The 16282-nt window shown below is 45.5% G+C and carries 13 protein-coding genes; 10 read left to right on the forward strand and 3 right to left on the reverse strand.

Features of this window, described 5'->3' with window-relative positions:
- The first annotated feature begins 113 nt into the window (after positions 1-113).
- Positions 114-1226, forward strand: coding sequence for an alkene reductase (gene nemA, locus ACTXGJ_RS01965; RefSeq protein ID WP_439240338.1), 1113 nt, complete (start codon positions 114-116; stop codon positions 1224-1226).
- A gap of 130 nt (positions 1227-1356) precedes the next feature.
- On the opposite strand, the gene ACTXGJ_RS01970 is transcribed toward nemA, so the two are convergent.
- Positions 1357-2658, reverse strand: a complete 1302-nt coding sequence (locus ACTXGJ_RS01970) for a BaiN/RdsA family NAD(P)/FAD-dependent oxidoreductase (protein WP_443564926.1) — start codon at positions 2656-2658, stop codon at positions 1357-1359.
- Between the two features lie 522 nt (positions 2659-3180).
- Between ACTXGJ_RS01970 and ACTXGJ_RS01975 the strand changes: the two genes are divergently transcribed.
- The 9 genes from ACTXGJ_RS01975 (at position 3181) to pgsA (ending at position 14899) form a co-directional block, all read left to right on the forward strand.
- Positions 3181-4059: a branched-chain amino acid ABC transporter permease gene (locus tag ACTXGJ_RS01975; protein WP_439240334.1), complete on the forward strand. Its 879-nt coding sequence runs from the start codon at positions 3181-3183 to the stop codon at positions 4057-4059.
- A 60-nt stretch (positions 4060-4119) separates the two neighbouring features.
- Entirely contained in the window at positions 4120-5217 is a 1098-nt protein-coding gene (locus ACTXGJ_RS01980; RefSeq protein WP_439240332.1) for a branched-chain amino acid ABC transporter permease, read from the forward strand.
- Positions 5214-5981 carry an ABC transporter ATP-binding protein gene (locus ACTXGJ_RS01985; protein WP_443564928.1) on the forward strand — a complete coding sequence of 256 codons (768 nt, stop codon included), beginning with the start codon at positions 5214-5216 and terminating at the stop codon, positions 5979-5981. The genes ACTXGJ_RS01980 and ACTXGJ_RS01985 overlap by 4 nt, the downstream gene beginning before the upstream one ends.
- Positions 5981-6823: an ABC transporter ATP-binding protein gene (locus ACTXGJ_RS01990; protein ID WP_443564929.1), complete on the forward strand. Its 843-nt coding sequence runs from the start codon at positions 5981-5983 to the stop codon at positions 6821-6823. Before ACTXGJ_RS01985 ends, ACTXGJ_RS01990 begins: the two co-directional genes overlap by 1 nt.
- A gap of 5 nt (positions 6824-6828) precedes the next feature.
- A complete protein-coding gene (locus ACTXGJ_RS01995) occupies positions 6829-8733 on the forward strand; it encodes an AMP-dependent synthetase/ligase (RefSeq protein ID WP_443564931.1) in 1905 nt (634 codons plus the stop codon).
- A gap of 129 nt (positions 8734-8862) precedes the next feature.
- Positions 8863-10092: an ABC transporter substrate-binding protein gene (locus ACTXGJ_RS02000; RefSeq protein ID WP_439240324.1), complete on the forward strand. Its 1230-nt coding sequence runs from the start codon at positions 8863-8865 to the stop codon at positions 10090-10092.
- A gap of 303 nt (positions 10093-10395) precedes the next feature.
- Entirely contained in the window at positions 10396-12360 is a 1965-nt protein-coding gene (acs, locus tag ACTXGJ_RS02005) for an acetate--CoA ligase (protein WP_443564932.1), read from the forward strand.
- A 166-nt stretch (positions 12361-12526) separates the two neighbouring features.
- Positions 12527-13726, forward strand: a complete 1200-nt coding sequence (locus ACTXGJ_RS02010; protein ID WP_443564933.1) for an NAD(P)/FAD-dependent oxidoreductase — start codon at positions 12527-12529, stop codon at positions 13724-13726.
- 534 nt (positions 13727-14260) lie between these two features.
- Positions 14261-14899, forward strand: a complete 639-nt coding sequence (gene pgsA, locus ACTXGJ_RS02015; RefSeq protein ID WP_443565079.1) for a CDP-diacylglycerol--glycerol-3-phosphate 3-phosphatidyltransferase — start codon at positions 14261-14263, stop codon at positions 14897-14899.
- A gap of 95 nt (positions 14900-14994) precedes the next feature.
- Here pgsA and ACTXGJ_RS02020 read toward each other — a convergent pair whose 3' ends face one another.
- The gene (locus ACTXGJ_RS02020) at positions 14995-15489 is read right to left on the reverse strand and encodes a pyridoxamine 5'-phosphate oxidase family protein (RefSeq protein ID WP_439240318.1); all 495 of its coding nucleotides are present in this window, start codon (positions 15487-15489) and stop codon (positions 14995-14997) included.
- Between the two features lie 208 nt (positions 15490-15697).
- Positions 15698-16192: a pyridoxamine 5'-phosphate oxidase family protein gene (locus ACTXGJ_RS02025; protein ID WP_439240316.1), complete on the reverse strand. Its 495-nt coding sequence runs from the start codon at positions 16190-16192 to the stop codon at positions 15698-15700.
- Positions 16193-16282: the final 90 nt, after the last annotated feature.

Here is a 16282-nt window from a genome sequence, read left to right on the forward strand (position 1 = left end):
ATAGATTGAATAATCCAAGCGATCCCCTATAAAGAAAACGATTTAGCTTACTTTTTAATCGGTCTGTTTTCTAAATTTTAAATCATAATCGATAACAACAAATAAGGCTTTTTATGGCACACGATAATTTATTCGAACCTATTGAAATGGGAGTGCAAACTCTCAAGAATCGCATCATTATGGCACCACTTACGCGTCTGCGGGCAGTAGAACCAGGCGATGTACCAACTGCATTAGCTAGCGAATACTATGCGCAGCGCGGCGCTAGCGCGGGACTGGTTATCACTGAAGCTACCCAAGTATCCTTTCAAGCTAAAGGCTATGCCGGTGCCCCAGGTATTCATACTGAGGATCAAGCCGTAGCGTGGAAAACTATTGTCGATAATGTCCATGCCAAAGGCGGCAAAATCGTCGCCCAGCTTTGGCATACTGGCCTTGTCGCCCATGATAGCGTGCAGCCTGATGGCAAAGCGCCTATCTCAGCTTCCGATGTCGAAGTTGGCGCTCGTACCTCACTACGTGATAGCGATAATCAAGCCATACGCGTGGAAACCACACCGCCGCGTCCGGCAACTCTTGATGAAATTAAGCAAGTCATCAAAGACTTCGCTCATGCGACAGTCGTTGCCCGCGAAGCCGGATTTGATGGGGTAGAAGTGCATGGCGCACATGGCTATCTATTGCATCAGTTTTGGGTCGAACAAACCAATAAGCGCGATGATGAATACGGTGGTAGTAAAGAGAACCGTGCGCGTCTAACGCTCGAGGTGGTTGATGCTTGTGTTGAGGCTTGGGATAGCGATCACGTTGGTATTCGCATCTCCCCGCAAGGTACGTTTAATGGGGTAGAAGCGGGCTACGAAGAAGAAGACAATATCTGGCTCATTGAACAGATTAATAAGCGCGATCTAATGTATTTGCATCTCTCGGAGCCTGATTGGGCTGGTGGCACGCCTTATAACGATGGTTTCCGTCAGCGTATTCGCGATGCTTTTGATAATATGATTATCGCCGCGGGCGGTTATGATGCCGAAAAAGCTGAAAGAAATGTGAAGGAAGGCTATATTGATGCCGTTGCCTTTGGTCGTGACTTCATTGCCAATCCTGATTTGCCTGAGCGTATTCGTCAAGATGCACCATTGAATGAGCAGCATCCACAGACCTTTTATGGTGGCGGTGCTGAGGGCTATACGGATTATCCTTACTTAGAACAAAAGCAGGCCTAGTAGAAACATGCTGCTTTAAAGGAGTTGTCAAAAGTTTAAAACCGCGTTACTTATAAAGTAGCGCGGTTTTTTGTATGAAAAGTTACTCTAAACGGCTAAGCCATATTAGCTATGATGAGAAGAAGAAAAGCTAAACCACTTCTCCGCAAACAAAGCCGCTGGCCCAAGCCCACTGAAAGTTATAGCCGCCAAGCCAACCGGTCACATCGAGCACTTCGCCGATGAAGTACAGTCCCTCTTGCAACCTACTTTCCATAGTCTTTGACGATACCTCATCAGTATTGATGCCGCCGCGCGTGACCTCAGCGGTGCGATAGCCCTCGGTGCCAGAAGGTTTGAGCTGCCAGCCATTAATGGCTTGTCCAATTTCAGTTAAACGCTCATCTTTTATATTGGCAAGTTCGGTATCTTTGACGTCTTCCCATAGAGTTGACTGCAATGCTAGCAGTAATTTTTTGGGTAGCGCATGATCGGTATTGTCGCTTAGCACCGTGCGAATAAGCTGCTTAGGATGACGACTTTTATGAGTGAGTAATAGCGCGGTGATATCAAAATCAGGCAATAGGTTGATCTCAATAGTCTCTCCCGTGTGCCAGTAGTTCGAGAGCTGTAGCATAGCAGGGCCGGACAGGCCGCGATGAGTAAACAGCAATGGCAGCTTAAAAGAGGTACGCGTATTACTCGCCACTACAGGCAAACTGATACCCGATAGCGCCCGCAGCAGCTCGCCAGTCTTATCGGTAAAGGTAAAAGGCACGAGGCTAGCATCAATAGGCGTCAACGTATGCCCGAACTGCTGTGCTAACTCATAACCTAGGCCGCTTGCCCCTAGAGTTGGGATGGAGAGACCACCAGTGGCGACAACTAAGGACTCGCAGCTGTACAGAGCCTGCGTAGGTTTTATACCGTCCGCTATCTCTTTCTTACTGAGCTTTTTAGTCGTGGCTATTTTAAAGCCTTTATTTTCATGACTCGCGTTGGCTACAACGTTGTCAATCTGGGTGTTAATGCGTACTTGTACACCAACAGCGGCGCATTCATCGAGTAGCATCGTCACGATATCTTTGGCTGAGTCATCACAAAATAACTGCCCATGTTCGCGCTCGTGATAGGCGATGTTGTGCGCCTCAACCATCCCAATAAATTCCCAACTGGGATAACGACTCAAAGCCGATTTACCAAAGTGCTCGTTAGCACCGATGAAATGCTCAGGCTCGACAAAGTAATTAGTAAAGTTACAGCGCCCGCCGCCTGACATTAGGATTTTTTTGCCGACTTTATTGGCGTGATCAAGCACGAGTACACGGCGACCACGCTTGCCAGCCGTTAGGGCGCAGTAGAGCCCCGAGGCTCCCGCGCCAATTATGATGACATCGAATTGACTAGCAGTAGATAACTTGACTGCTGCCGCTTGGTTTGGCATTTGGCTCATGATAATGACTTATAAAGTAGTTAGAAAACAAAGTAAAGGAATGTAAAAAGAAGCGAAGGGAGCAATTATACCATGCTCATAACTTGGGTATTTTGGCTTGTCTATTACATGTTCAACGACTCTTAGCGTATAGTCAGCTCGAAATAAAATCGATACGCTGATGTTATCGTGTAGTTGGTATAAATTTTCCTTGCGTGCTGTTATCTTTCGATGCTGCGCAAAGTTCATCCCAACCGCATTGTATCGTTTTTAAAGTGGGTCAACTATAGTAAAACGATAAATTCTAATAAATTAATATACTTTTTTATAGACAAGGAATAAGGGTTACTATAAAGTCAAAGTCACAGCATTATTTATTAGCAGCGTATTTTTGTAGGTTTATCTTGTTCATTATTAACGTATTTTATAGTTTTAATTTAAAGAAATACTGTTCTTTTAAGGTAGTTTGATTAAAGAATTAGCAAATCTAACGGCTTTTTCAAACATTGCAACGGATGACAATGCTAAGACAAAAGGGAATTTATGGATATCCTACAACTGCTCATTAGCGGGATTGCTAATGGTTGTATCTACGGGCTTTTAGCACTGGGTTTTGTACTTATTTACAAAGCTTCTGAGGCCGTAAATTTCGCTCAGGGTGACATGTTGATGCTCGGTGCTTTTTTGGGCATTGCCTTCATTAACACCGATGAAGCAAACCTGCCTTTTTTATTAGGCATTACTTTTGCCGCCGTCATTATGGGAGTGTTCGGTTACTTACTCGACCGATTTGTGCTCCGTGGCATCTTCGGTCAGCCGCAATTTGCTATGGTGATTCTGACCATCTCAATCGGGTTTTTAATCCGCTTCGGCGCAGGTGTAGTCTGGGGGCATAACCCCGTCTCTCTACAAACTCCATTTTCGGGCAAGATGTTGGCGTTAGGCACGCTAAGCATTGCTTATGTCGATATCATCATCATTGTATCCACCATCGCCTTGACGTCTATTTTATATTTCTTTTTTGCGCATACGCGGCTCGGTATTGCAATGCAAGCGAGCAGCCAAAACCAAATGGCAGCCTACTACATGGGCATCCCCGTCAAACGCGTCAACGGTATCGTTTGGGCGCTATCGGGCGTTGTTGCTGCCCTTGCTGGCATATTATTTGCCGCAAAAGGGGCGATCGAACCCTCGGTCGGTTTACTGTTTGGGATTAAAGCGTTCGCCGCGGCGGTGATTGGTGGTTTGGGCTCCTTGCCAGGGGCGCTAGCAGGTGGACTATTGGTGGGGGTGATAGAACCCTTTGCAGGTCGCTATCTACCTCTAGGTTTAAGTCAAATTGCACCTTATGTGGTCATGCTCATTGTGCTAATCGTACGTCCAGGCGGTATTTTTTCTCAAGTTAAAGAGAAAAAAGTATAGAGGTTTTAATACTAGGATAGTTAAGCTTTCTCTAAACCATTTCAAGGATGAGAATTGTCAATGAAAGCCCAGTTTAAACACAGCTACGATCAAGATATCAATATCTTTGAGGACAAGCGCCAACTTATAAAATATGGCTTGCTGCTCTTGTTACTTATCATTGCGCCTTTACTGCTTAGTAACTATTACATAAGCGAGCTAAGTGCCATATTTATCTGGTCCATCACCGGTCTTGGTTTGATGCTCCTAACCGGACATACCGGACAGGTCAGCTTAGGTCATGCTGCCTTTATGGCGATAGGCGCTTTTAGCCATATGGCGCTGATGATCCGCGGTTGGAATTTTTTCCCTGCACTGATTGCTTGTGCGCTGATTGCCGGGGTTATCGGTGCCATTATTGCCAGACCTATTCTGCGCACTAGCGGCATTTATTTGGCGATTGCAACCTTAGCTCTAAGTATCATCGTCGAGGATATTGCTATCGTCGCCGAGCCTATCACTGGCGGTATCTCAGGTACCTTTGCTTCTCCTATCAATATCTTTGGGTTTACCATTGATCGTTACATCACCCCAAAAGCCTTTTATTACTTGTGCTTGGCATTAGTGGTGCTGATCACCCTTGGCTATATCAATTTGCTCAGAAGCGGTACGGGTCGTTCCTTTTTGGCTATTAGAGATAGTGAAGTCTCGGCTCGCGCCCTTGGTGTCAATGTACCGCAGGCCAAAACCTTAGCTTTTAGCTTATCCTGCGCGATTACCGCTATCGGCGGTGCTATGTACGGGCATTTTGTGCAGGCGGTCAACTATGAGAGCTTCACCGTTATTATCTCTATTACCATACTGCTGCAGATTGTCATCGGCGGTTTAGGTTCTATCCATGGCGCGTTTTTTGGTGCAGTGGTAGTTGTCTTATTACCGCAGCTGATTGCTATTTTAGGCGATGCTATTGCTCAAAGCACCGGCGCTAATATCGCCAGTATTGCTGGAGTGGATACGGCACTGTTCGCCTTAGTAATTGTGATCATGATCATTTATGAGCCACGCGGTATATATGGTATTTGGATAAAAATCCGTACTTGGTTTGAGATGTTTCCGCTATATCGAAAAGGGCTATTTCGCCGTTCCAAAACTTACCTAAAAACGGAGCGCATGCGATGAGCTTATTACAAGTGGACTCCTTATCTATCGCTTTTGGCGGGGTCAAAGCGGTTGATGATGTCAGTTTCGAAGTGAATGAGGGCGAGATATTCACCATCGTAGGCCCTAATGGCGCTGGTAAATCGACTATTTTTAACTTGATTAGTCGTTTGTACGAGCCGCTTAATGGTCGCATTGTCTTTGATGGTAAAGACATTACGCGTCTGCCGGCTCATGATATCGCCAAACTAGGCATCGCCCGTACTTTTCAGAATATCGAATTATTCGATCACTCAAGCGTGTTGCAAAACCTACTTATCGGTCGTCACTCGCAGCGCAATACTTCTTGGATACAAGATTTGCTATTTTTACCAAAGGTGCGTCGTAGTGAGCGCGAGCATCGTCTGCAAGTCGAAAAAATTATTGATTTTTTAGAGTTAGCGCCTTATCGGGATAAGCTGATTGCTGGCTTGCCTTATGGGATTAGGAAAGTCGTTGAGATTGCGCGCGCTTTAGCCGCTAATCCAAAGCTTATTTTGCTCGATGAGCCGGCGTCAGGTCTCAGTGTTGAGGAGACCTCAGAGATGGCGTGGTGGATTGAAGATATGCAAAAGGATCTTGGCTTGACTATCCTGATGGTGGAGCATGACATGAGCCTCGTCAATCGGGTGTCAAATCGCGTGTTAGCAGTGGCCGAGGGTAAGTTTTTGGCTCAAGGCACGGCAAGCGAGGTACAAGCCGACCCACAGGTCATTGAGGCCTATCTTGGTCAGGAGGGCGCGTGATGTCAAAGGTCAAAAAACCCCTGTCCTCTGCTGCACCTGCGACCGATATGAGCTTAGTCGATTCTGAAGTAGCAAACAATGTACTCGAAGTGCGCAACTTAGAATCTGCTTATGGCCTTGTTATGGCGCTGCGTGGCGTAAGCTTAGAGGTGCCAAAAGGTAAAGTTGTCACTATTTTGGGCGCGAATGGCGCGGGTAAAACCACTTTAATGAAGACCATCTCAGGCGTCATCAATCCTCGCAAGGGCGCCGTCTGGTTCCATGGCGAGCGTATCGATGGCACTGAGCCTGATCGCTTAGTCAAAAAGGGTCTCTCGCATGTGCCTGAGGGCCGAGAAGTGTTTCCCTTTTTGAATGTCGCTGAAAACTTAGCGATGGGCGCTTATACCCGGCGTGACAAGGCTGAGATACAGCGCGATGTTGAGATGATCTATGAGTATTTCCCTATTCTCAAAGAGCGCCGCGATCAAGCGGCTGGCACTATGTCTGGCGGTCAGCAGCAGATGCTAGCGATTGGGCGCGGGCTGATGTCACGCCCCTCATTAATGCTACTAGATGAGCCCTCGCTTGGACTGTCGCCCTTACTTGTGCAAGAGATATTTGCCATTATCCGTAGGTTAAATAAAGAGCAAGGGGTGACTATTTTATTAGTTGAGCAAAACGCTCGGGTCGCTCTGGCAGCAGCGGATTACGGTTATGTGCTCGAGACCGGGCGTATCGTTATGGCAGGCTCAGCGGACAAACTGATGCACTCTGATGATATTAAAGAGTTCTATCTGGGACAAACCAAAGACAACACTGCGCCGGCCACTCGCTGGAAGCGCAAAAAGACTTGGCGATAATAATCATGACGACCTCCATCAATACTGTAACGGATACTTTAACGAGTGATTCACCTGCTACTGCTGACACTCGCCGCACGATAAATAATGCCCCTTATGAGCATGAGCCGCAGCTCTTAGAGGGCTGTGATACCTTGACCAAACTGTGGCGACAGGTCTGCTTAGATCGAGGCAACAAAATCGCTCATCGCGAAAAAGATTTTGGTATCTGGCAAAGCTACAGCTGGACGGATTATTATCAGCGCAGCTGCGATATCGGCATGGCGCTCGTTGAGCTTGGTTTAAACAAAGGCGACACCGTCTCTATCTTGAGTGAAGACAATAAAGAATGGCTCTATTGTGATTTAGGTATCTGCGCAGTCGGCGGTATACCAAACGGCGTTTATACCACCGATAGCCCAGAGCAGCTGGCCTACATATTAAGCGACAGCCATTCTAAGTTTTTGATTGTTGAAAACGATGAGCAGCTACATAAGTTTTTGGAGATTCGTGAGCAGACGCCTAATGTCAAAAAAATCATTGTATTTGAGGATAAAGGCCTACGTAGCCTAAAAGACGAGCAGGTGATGTTCTTAGATGAGCTTTATCAGCTAGGTCAGAACGTAAGCAATGCCTTAGAGCGCTTTAGCGACTATATCGATCAAAGCACAGCGAATGATATCCGCACCTTGATCTATACTTCAGGTACCACAGGTGACCCAAAAGGCGCCATATTAACGCATGCTAATGTGCTGTTTGGGCTAAGAAACAGTATTGAGGTGCTCACTATTTTGCCCACCGATGAGCAGCTGTGTTTTTTACCACTCTGTCACGTGCTAGAGCGTCTTACATCAGTTGACCTGCCCATTCATCGTGGCTGTATCGTCAATTTTGCCGAGAGTACCGAGACGGTCTTTGAGAATATGAAAGAAGTCTCACCAAATACCTTTACTGCCGTGCCTAGATTGTGGGAAAAGATGTATGCCGTCATCAGTAATATGCGCAGCGACGCCAGCGCGCTTAATGGCTGGGCATTTGATAAAGCCATAAAAGCAGGGTATGACTATGCGGATGTGATTATGGCAGGTAACACGCCTACAACGTCTCAAAAGCTGCGTTATGAGTTTTGGGACAAGCTAGTATTACGCAAGCTGCGCGACCTTATCGGTATGACCAATATTCGCCGCGCTGCAACTGGGGCCGCGCCTATATCGTTAGATATTATCCGCTGGTTTCATGCTATAGGCGTACCTATCTATGAAGGCTACGGCATGACTGAAAGCTCAGGCGTCATATCGATAAACACCCCGGAGGAAAACAGGCCGGGTAGCGTCGGTAAGGTATTGCCAAACTCCGAAGTGCGTATCGCCGATAACGGTGAAATACTCGTCAAAGGCGGTAACGTCTTTGCAGGATATTGGAATAAACCTGAAAAAACAGCGGAGGACCTACGCGACGGCTGGCTATACACGGGTGATGTTGGCGAGTTAAAAGACGGTTATCTATTTATCACCGGGCGTATCAAAGACATTATTATCACCGCCGGAGGTAAAAATGTCACCCCAGCCGCGATAGAGAGTAAGCTTAAATTTTCGTCTTATATCTCAGATGCCATCATCATCGGCGATAGGCGCAAATATTTGAGCTGCCTGATTATGATAGATCAAGAAAATGTCGAAAAGTTTGCCCAAGACAATCAGGTGATGTTCTCAGATTTTCGCTCACTGTGTCATGCGCCAGAAGTCATCGCTTTGATAGATGAGGTGATACAGTCTGTCAACGAGAGCTTAGCGCAAGTTGAGAAGATTAAACGTTTTCGACTCATTGATGTGCTCTTAAACCCTGAAGATGAGGAGCTTACCGCTACGATGAAACTAAAAAGGAGTTTAGTTGAGAAAAAACACCATACGCTAATTGACGCTATGTACTGATTTAAGTCGTTTTTAGCATAGATCGGCTTTATTGGATTTACCTAGTATTAAAGGTGTTAACAGTAATAAAAGTATCGAGAGTAGTAACAGCATCAAACTAACAGCGACTTAGTCGCAAGGAGATAGGCAATGAAATGGACAGTCAAGACGACGTTAATGGCACTAACGGTTACCGTAGGTTTGGTGGGCTGTAGCGACCCGAAACCTACAGAAGCGACTGGTACGGATACTGAGACCGCTGCCTCGACTAGCGATATACCCGTACAAGGCGTGACTGATACGGAGATTATCCTTGGTAGTGCGAATGACTTATCAGGCCCGTTTGCAGGATTTGGTAATCCTGCGGTAGCTGGGGCCAATATGTACTTCGATGAGGTCAATGCAGCAGGCGGCGTCAACGGTCGCACCATTCGCTATATCGTTGAAGATCATTCTTATCAAGTACCAAAAGCAGTACAGGCCGCTAATAAGCTCGTGAGCCGCGACAAAGTATTTGCTATGCTGATGTCGCTTGGTACCCCGCACAACTTAGCGAGCTTCCCTATTATGGATCGCGCCAATGTACCGAGCGTCATGCCGCTCACTTTTGCTCGGGCCATGCAAGAAGAGGGGGAGTTTGATCGCCGTTATACTTCTGGCAGTACTTATTATGACTCCATTAAGTTAGGTATGGAGTATCTAATCGGTCAAGATAATATTAGCAATTTATGTGTCATGTATATCCCTTCAGACTATGGTGAGGAGACCAATGAAGCAGCGATGGACATTGCTAATAATAGCCCTAATGTCACGTTAGTTGAGGCCAGCTCGCATCGTCCTGATGAAACGGACTTTTCTGGTGCGATCGCTAAGCTCAAGGATTCTAACTGCGAGCTAGTGGCTTTATCCTTAACGATACGCGGCGCTATTACCGCAGTTGGTACGGCTAATGCCATGGGCTGGGATGATGTGAAATTTATCGCTCCGGTTACCGGTTTCCATCCTGCAGTAGCCGAAGCTCCAGGCGGCGCTAGTGAAGGACTGTATGCGGTTTCTTATTATAATGATTTGGCGCTAAGAGCCGATGAGCCTGAGACCAAAGCTTGGGTTGAAAAATATGAAAAAATCACAGGGGAGGACGTATCAGCAGGTGCTATTCTCGGTTATCTTTCTGCAAAGGTGACTGTTGAGGGCTTAAAAGCGGCAGGTCCTGAATTAAATGCCGACACTTTTAATACCGGTCTTGAGACCGTCAGCTTCGTTGATCCGATCACAGGGTCTTCGGTCGCTATTACTCCTGAGAGCCATGTCGCCATTAACGACATTTACTTATCGCAAGTACAAAATGGTCAATGGAAAACGGTCACCCAGCTTAAGTAACTGAATTTCGTGTGCCTTAACCCTTGAATGCCATTGTACGAATGACAAGCCATACTTAAGTATGGCTTGTTTAGGCTATAGACTTTGAGTTTTATAGGTTATGACGGTCTATTTTTTAGGTGTACAGTTGTATATTGAAATTGTTGTCATTGATGGTCAATGGCTTGCAACCTTCCTTCTTATTTGCCAAACTAAGGTTAAACGTCATACATTATGGATGATGACTCTGCATTACCGATATAGACGTGTGGCTGTTATTAATCGCGATTTATAGGGTAATAATAATCAAGAAGGAAGATGGCAATGACCCAAGAATCGTTTTCTATTCCGGCTGAATTTATCGCCACTGCTAATACCAGTCCTGAACAGTATAAGAAGGACTATCAGCGCTCTATTGCTTCGATTGAGGACAACGATGCTTATTGGGCCGAGCGCGCTAAAGACATCGATTGGATAACCAAACCTACCAAAATCGGCAATGTCAGCTATGACTTGGATGATTTTCGTATTAAGTGGTTTGAGGATGGTGAGCTCAATATTTCTGTCAACTGCCTCGATCGTCATCTAAAAAGCAATCCTTACAAACCCGCCATCATTTGGGAGGGCGATCACCCCTCCTTGAACAAAATTATCTCTTTTAAAGAGCTACATGCTGAGGTATGCCGCTTAGGTAATGCTATGCGCAATTTAGGAATCAAAAAAGGCGACCGAGTGACCCTTTATATGCCGATGATACCTGAGGCTATGGTCGCTATGTTAGCTTGTACACGCATTGGCGCAGTGCATTCAGTAGTCTTTGGAGGTTTCTCGGCTGAGAGCTTAAGTAGCCGCATCGTCGATAGTCAGTCTAAACTAGTGATTACGGCCGATGAGGGTTTGCGTGGTAATAGCCGTACGCCGCTCAAGGCCAATGTCGATCGCGCTTTAGATGCTGAAGATACTGACAGTGTGGAAAATGTCATCGTAGTACACCGTACTGGCAACTCAGTGCCAATGAGTGGTCGCCGTGACCACTGGTATCATAACCTTATCGAAGCGCAAAGCGAGCACTGCGAGCCTGAGGTCATGAACGCCGAAGATCCGCTGTTCTTATTATATACCTCCGGCTCAACCGGTAAGCCAAAAGGCGTCGTGCATACTACCGGCGGCTATATCGTCTATGCGCTCTCGACCTTTCGCGATGTCTTCGATATAAAAGAAGATGACATCTACTGGTGCACCGCTGATGTCGGCTGGATCACTGGCCATACTTATGCCACTTACGCGCCGCTAGCAAATGGCACCACGACAGTGATGTTTGAAGGTGTACCAGAATATCCCACTTGGGCGCGCGTCGGTAATATCATTGATAAGCACAATATCAGTATCCTATATACCGCGCCAACCGCCATTCGCGCGATGATGAAAGAGGGCGATGCCTTTGTCCGTGAGTCAGACCGCTCAAGTTTGCGTTTGCTTGGCACGGTCGGCGAGCCGATCAACCCTGAAGCTTGGGACTGGTACTATAATGTCGTCGGCGGCGCCCGTTGCCCTATCGTCGATACGTGGTGGCAGACAGAAAACGGTGGTATTTTGTTGGCGCCCATTCCAGGCACAGTCGCGCTCAAACCGGGGGCTGCGATGAATCCGCTATATGGTATTGAGCCTGCCATCATGGAGGATGATTATGAGCTTGAGGGGCCAGCCTCAGGTAATCTAGCTATTAGTAATAGCTGGCCGGGTCAAATGCGAACGATTTATAATGATCATGCGCGCTTCTTGGAGACTTATTTTGCCCAATATCCGGGTCATTACTTCACTGGTGATGGCGCGCAGCGTGATGAAGATGGTCACTACTGGATCACAGGGCGTGTCGATGATGTGCTCAATGTCTCAGGGCATAGGCTCGGGACGGCTGAGATTGAAAGCGTCGTAGATGAACACCCCTCCATCGTAGAGGCTGCCGTTGTTGGGATGCCGCACGAGATACGCGGCGTCGGTATTTGTGTTTTTGCTATCTTAAAATCAGGTGAGAGCGCAGATGATAGTCTGAAATCTGAGCTCAATCGCCATGTGCGTACGGAGATTGGCCCTATTGCCAACTTAGATGCTATCTTTATCGTTGATGCTCTACCCAAAACTCGCTCTGGCAAGATCATGCGTCGTATTTTGCGCAATATCGCCGCCGGTCAGTATGTTGGGCTTGGCGATTTATCAACGTTAGCGGATAGCTCAGTCATTAATAAGTTAATCGAAGTGGTCAAGTCAGAGCGCAAAGATTGCTTATAGTTGACAATGTCGCTATTAGACACTCAAAACAAATCATGCTATTTATGATAAAAATAAAAAGTAGCATGATTTTTTTGAGTGTTATTTTGTTCTGACTTCTATACAGTCCCTAATGTACTGCTCGCTAGCTTGGTTTTTTATTCTCTCACAAGGTTTTATTTTCATCATGACTGACTACACAACTCATAACGAGCAAAATAATAATACAAAGTTAACCGCTAAATCCTCCTCTAAAATAGCCATCATTGGCGGCGGCTTGAGCGGTCTATTTACCGCAACTTTATTAGAGCGTAAATTTGCTCAGCACTCAGATCTGCAAATCACCCTCTTTGAGAAATCGCGCGGCGTAGGACGGTTAGCGACTCGCTATCGCTGCGATACAACAACAGGTAAAAACTGGCAGTGGAGCTTTGGAGCACAGTTCTTCACTGCCAAGACAGATAGCTTTCAGCAGTTTATCACTCCTTGGTTAGACTCAGGGTTATTACAGCCGTGGCGCGCGCAAGTGGTCAGTTTATCTATCGTGGATGAGGCCGGTCAGCCGCCGCACATCAAACAAAGAGAGCAATGGGGTACCGAGCAGGCTCGTTATGTTAGTACACCAAAGATGACCAGCTGGGGCCGAGCGTTAGCAGATCAGCTGCAGCAGACGACTATGCAATTCAAAATCCGCGTGGCTCCTTTAGCGCAATACTCCAATCCGCAGGCGGGTCAACCGACCGAGCTTTTTGATGATAATGGCGAGAGCTTAGGACGCTTTGATTGGGTCATTTGCACCGCGCCTAACGGCCAAGCGGCTGAGCTAATGGCGGATAGCGGTTTTACTGAGCACGCCAAAATATTGCAGCCTGAGATGCTGGCTTGCTATACCTTGATGCTAGGTTGGAATGATGAGTCAAAGCTACCTGATGGCTTAAAAAGCTCAAATAATAATCAAGGTCTAAAACTGTGGGATGTCGCTTATCTACAAGACTCTATTTTGGCTAAGATATTTGTTGAGTATCACAAGCCTAATCATGATGGGCTATTACCAAGCGTTACTATTCACGCGGATAACGACTGGTCACAGCAGCAAGTTGAACAAGATATCGAAGAGATGACCGCTCGACTGTTAGCAGCAGCAAAAGAGGCACTGAGCTGGAGTGAACAAACTGCGCCGAGTCAAATTGACTGTCACCGCTGGCGTTATGCAGCAACATCGATGGCGTTAAATGACGAAGGTGATGAGCAGCCATTAGGCATCTTAGTAGACAAAGCACAGCGATGGATAGTTAGTGGTGACTGGTGCGGGCGCGGCAATATTGAGAGCTGTTATCAGATGGCTGAAGAGATGGTAGAAGTAATCGCGGCAACTTTAGAGATATAGACTTATTCGAGATTCTCTATAACTTATATCTGAGCTTTACTGGCTTTAACATTTTCAACATAAAAACAAAAAAAAGTCCACAGAGGAGGAGCTGCGGACTGAGGAAAAAGGGTCGTTTTGCGGTATAGCCAAGCTTATTAAGAGCTGACTATGACTTATTATTGTTTTTCTTTAACCGTGATTCTTAGATTTATTCACAAACGGCTATATGATTAAAGATAAGGGCTATCGCTGCTAAATCAATTTTTTCTTACATCTGCTTACAAATTACAGTGAACACTTGTACCAATGCTTTTATCTGTTTTAAATAGAGCTAATCAATATTTAAAATTATCGCAAATTAAAATCAATAAGTGTTTTGCTGTCTATCCCATACTATCTAACCATTTTGAATACTCTGATATAGATAAGCGAAAATAGAATTCATGACGACAAGCCTAAAAAATGCTAAGCTAGCGCCCATCATTATGTTGATATAGAACTGGTTTTGTCATGACCGAGACTACAAAGTTGCACACTCCGCCATCGCCGCCGATGCAAGATAATAAAAGTATCTTTAACTTGCCCAATAATCTGACGATTGCGCGGATTTTGATGATTCCACTCTTTGTGGCGATTGCCTATTGGCCGCCCGCGATGGGCATTGGCATGCCCGCTATCTCCGACAACGCGATTGCGCGGGTCGGCATGAGCGAATTTAGTGACAGTCTGCTACGCCATTTGTTATTGACAGCTGTGTTTATTATCGCGGCGATTACGGATTGGCTCGATGGCTATTTCGCGCGTAAGCTCAATGTGATGTCCGCTTTTGGACGTTTTTTGGATCCCGTTGCTGATAAGCTCATGGTGGCTGCCGCGCTCATCATTCTCGTGCAATGGCACCCCAATATCATTATGGCGATTGCCGCAATTGTGATTATCTCACGCGAGATTGCGGTGTCAGCGCTGCGCGAATGGATGGCAGAATTGGGTAATAGTACGAGTGTTGCCGTCTCTTATGTGGGTAAGCTCAAAACCACCTTTCAGATGGTTGCTATCACCGTATTACTACTCAATTGGGAGTCGCTTGAAACTGTCGGCTATACCTTGATGGTGGCAGCGGTGGTACTAACGCTTTGGTCAATGATGATTTATCTAAAAGCCGCTTGGCCTTATCTAAAGCGTAGTGGTTAACTTTTTCACTCTGACAACATAAAAAAATGCCAGAGCATAATGCTACTGGCGTTTTCTATAGATAAAAATTAACTTCAGTATTTTTTGACTCAAAATTACAACTCTATAGAGAAATTATCTCCCAAGCTTTTATCAATAGCATTATCGCTCACAGCAGCGGCGGTCATCTTAAAGGCACTAGCAATAGCATTACCATTGGCCCAATATTCTGCGCCATGAGGTACGACTTTGATCAGCTGCACTTTTGGGTCTTCCTTACCTTTTTCGAAATAAGCGTTGTACATTACCGACCATAGCTCATCTAGTTTTTCCTTATCTTCGACCAGCTCGGCTTTACCGGTAATAGATAAGTATTTCTCATTATCTTGGGTCACATAAGCTAAGTTTACTTGTGGGTTTTTTTCGATATTATCGACTGTCTCAGAAGGCTTATGACCGATAAACCAAATCTCTTTGGCCCCAATACTGGTCTCAGTAGTATTCATCGGGCAAGAGTGTAAGTGGTCCTCATGAGTGCGAGTGGTCATCATAGTATATTTAATTTCATTCACCATCGCTTGAATGGTATCCATTTGCTGTTGTTTACTCATAGTTATCATCCTTGTTAGTTGTCTTTAGAGTTGTAAAATCTATCTTTATCAATATAGCCAAATCAATCGCTAATGCGCTACAGAGAGTCTGTAAGGTGCTGTGAAAGTTTGTAATATCAACATACCCAAATAAAAAAACGCCAATAAGATAATTCTTACTGGCGCTCAAGCTGTTTATTACATAGATAAGGTTAACACTAGTAATAACCTATAGCTCAATTTCAAAGGTTTCACCGATATTTTCTACCGTTTTGTCATCTTGCACAGCAGCTGCGGCCATCTTAAACATATTGACAGTTGAGCTACCACTGATCCAGCACTCTACCCCATGAGGAACTGCTTTAATCAGCTGAACATTATCATCCTCAATACCCTTTTCAAAAAAAGCATTGTACACTGGTGACCAAAGCTCTTCTAGCTTGGCTTTATTATTTGATAACTCAGCATTGGCACTTACCGACACATAATTCTTCGCGTCTTGGCTCGAATACGTTAAACCGATTTTTTTATTGTCTTGAATATCTTTCACCACATCTGAGGTTTTGTCACCGATGAACCAAATCTCTTTACCACCAATACTTGTTTCACTAGTGGTCATCGGCCAAGCATGTAGATCACCTTTTTTATTCACAGTTGTCATCATCGCAAATTTAATGTCTTTGACGATCTCTTGTACTTTATCGATATTATCTTGCTTACTCATAATATATCCTTTTTCGTTAAAATTATTTTGGTGAGTTGTTCTAATTATTGATATTCCATAGCGGTTAACGCTTTATAGCATAGCGACAAA

Source organism: Psychrobacter sp. 1Y11, assembly GCF_052259045.1.
GTDB lineage: Bacteria > Pseudomonadota > Gammaproteobacteria > Pseudomonadales > Moraxellaceae > Psychrobacter.

Bases quoted from the DNA above. Each gene is read 5' to 3' on its own strand.
- nemA (WP_439240338.1), top strand. From the start codon at position 114: ATGGCACACGATAATTTATTCGAACCTATTGAAATGGGAGTGCAAACT.
- ACTXGJ_RS01970 (WP_443564926.1), bottom strand. From the start codon at position 2,658: ATGAGCCAAATGCCAAACCAAGCGGCAGCAGTCAAGTTATCTACTGCT.
- ACTXGJ_RS01975 (WP_439240334.1), top strand. From the start codon at position 3,181: ATGGATATCCTACAACTGCTCATTAGCGGGATTGCTAATGGTTGTATC.
- ACTXGJ_RS01980 (WP_439240332.1), top strand. From the start codon at position 4,120: ATGAAAGCCCAGTTTAAACACAGCTACGATCAAGATATCAATATCTTT.
- ACTXGJ_RS01985 (WP_443564928.1), top strand. From the start codon at position 5,214: ATGAGCTTATTACAAGTGGACTCCTTATCTATCGCTTTTGGCGGGGTC.
- ACTXGJ_RS01990 (WP_443564929.1), top strand. From the start codon at position 5,981: ATGTCAAAGGTCAAAAAACCCCTGTCCTCTGCTGCACCTGCGACCGAT.
- ACTXGJ_RS01995 (WP_443564931.1), top strand. From the start codon at position 6,829: ATGACGACCTCCATCAATACTGTAACGGATACTTTAACGAGTGATTCA.
- ACTXGJ_RS02000 (WP_439240324.1), top strand. From the start codon at position 8,863: ATGAAATGGACAGTCAAGACGACGTTAATGGCACTAACGGTTACCGTA.
- acs (WP_443564932.1), top strand. From the start codon at position 10,396: ATGACCCAAGAATCGTTTTCTATTCCGGCTGAATTTATCGCCACTGCT.
- ACTXGJ_RS02010 (WP_443564933.1), top strand. From the start codon at position 12,527: ATGACTGACTACACAACTCATAACGAGCAAAATAATAATACAAAGTTA.
- pgsA (WP_443565079.1), top strand. From the start codon at position 14,261: ATGCAAGATAATAAAAGTATCTTTAACTTGCCCAATAATCTGACGATT.
- ACTXGJ_RS02020 (WP_439240318.1), bottom strand. From the start codon at position 15,489: ATGAGTAAACAACAGCAAATGGATACCATTCAAGCGATGGTGAATGAA.
- ACTXGJ_RS02025 (WP_439240316.1), bottom strand. From the start codon at position 16,192: ATGAGTAAGCAAGATAATATCGATAAAGTACAAGAGATCGTCAAAGAC.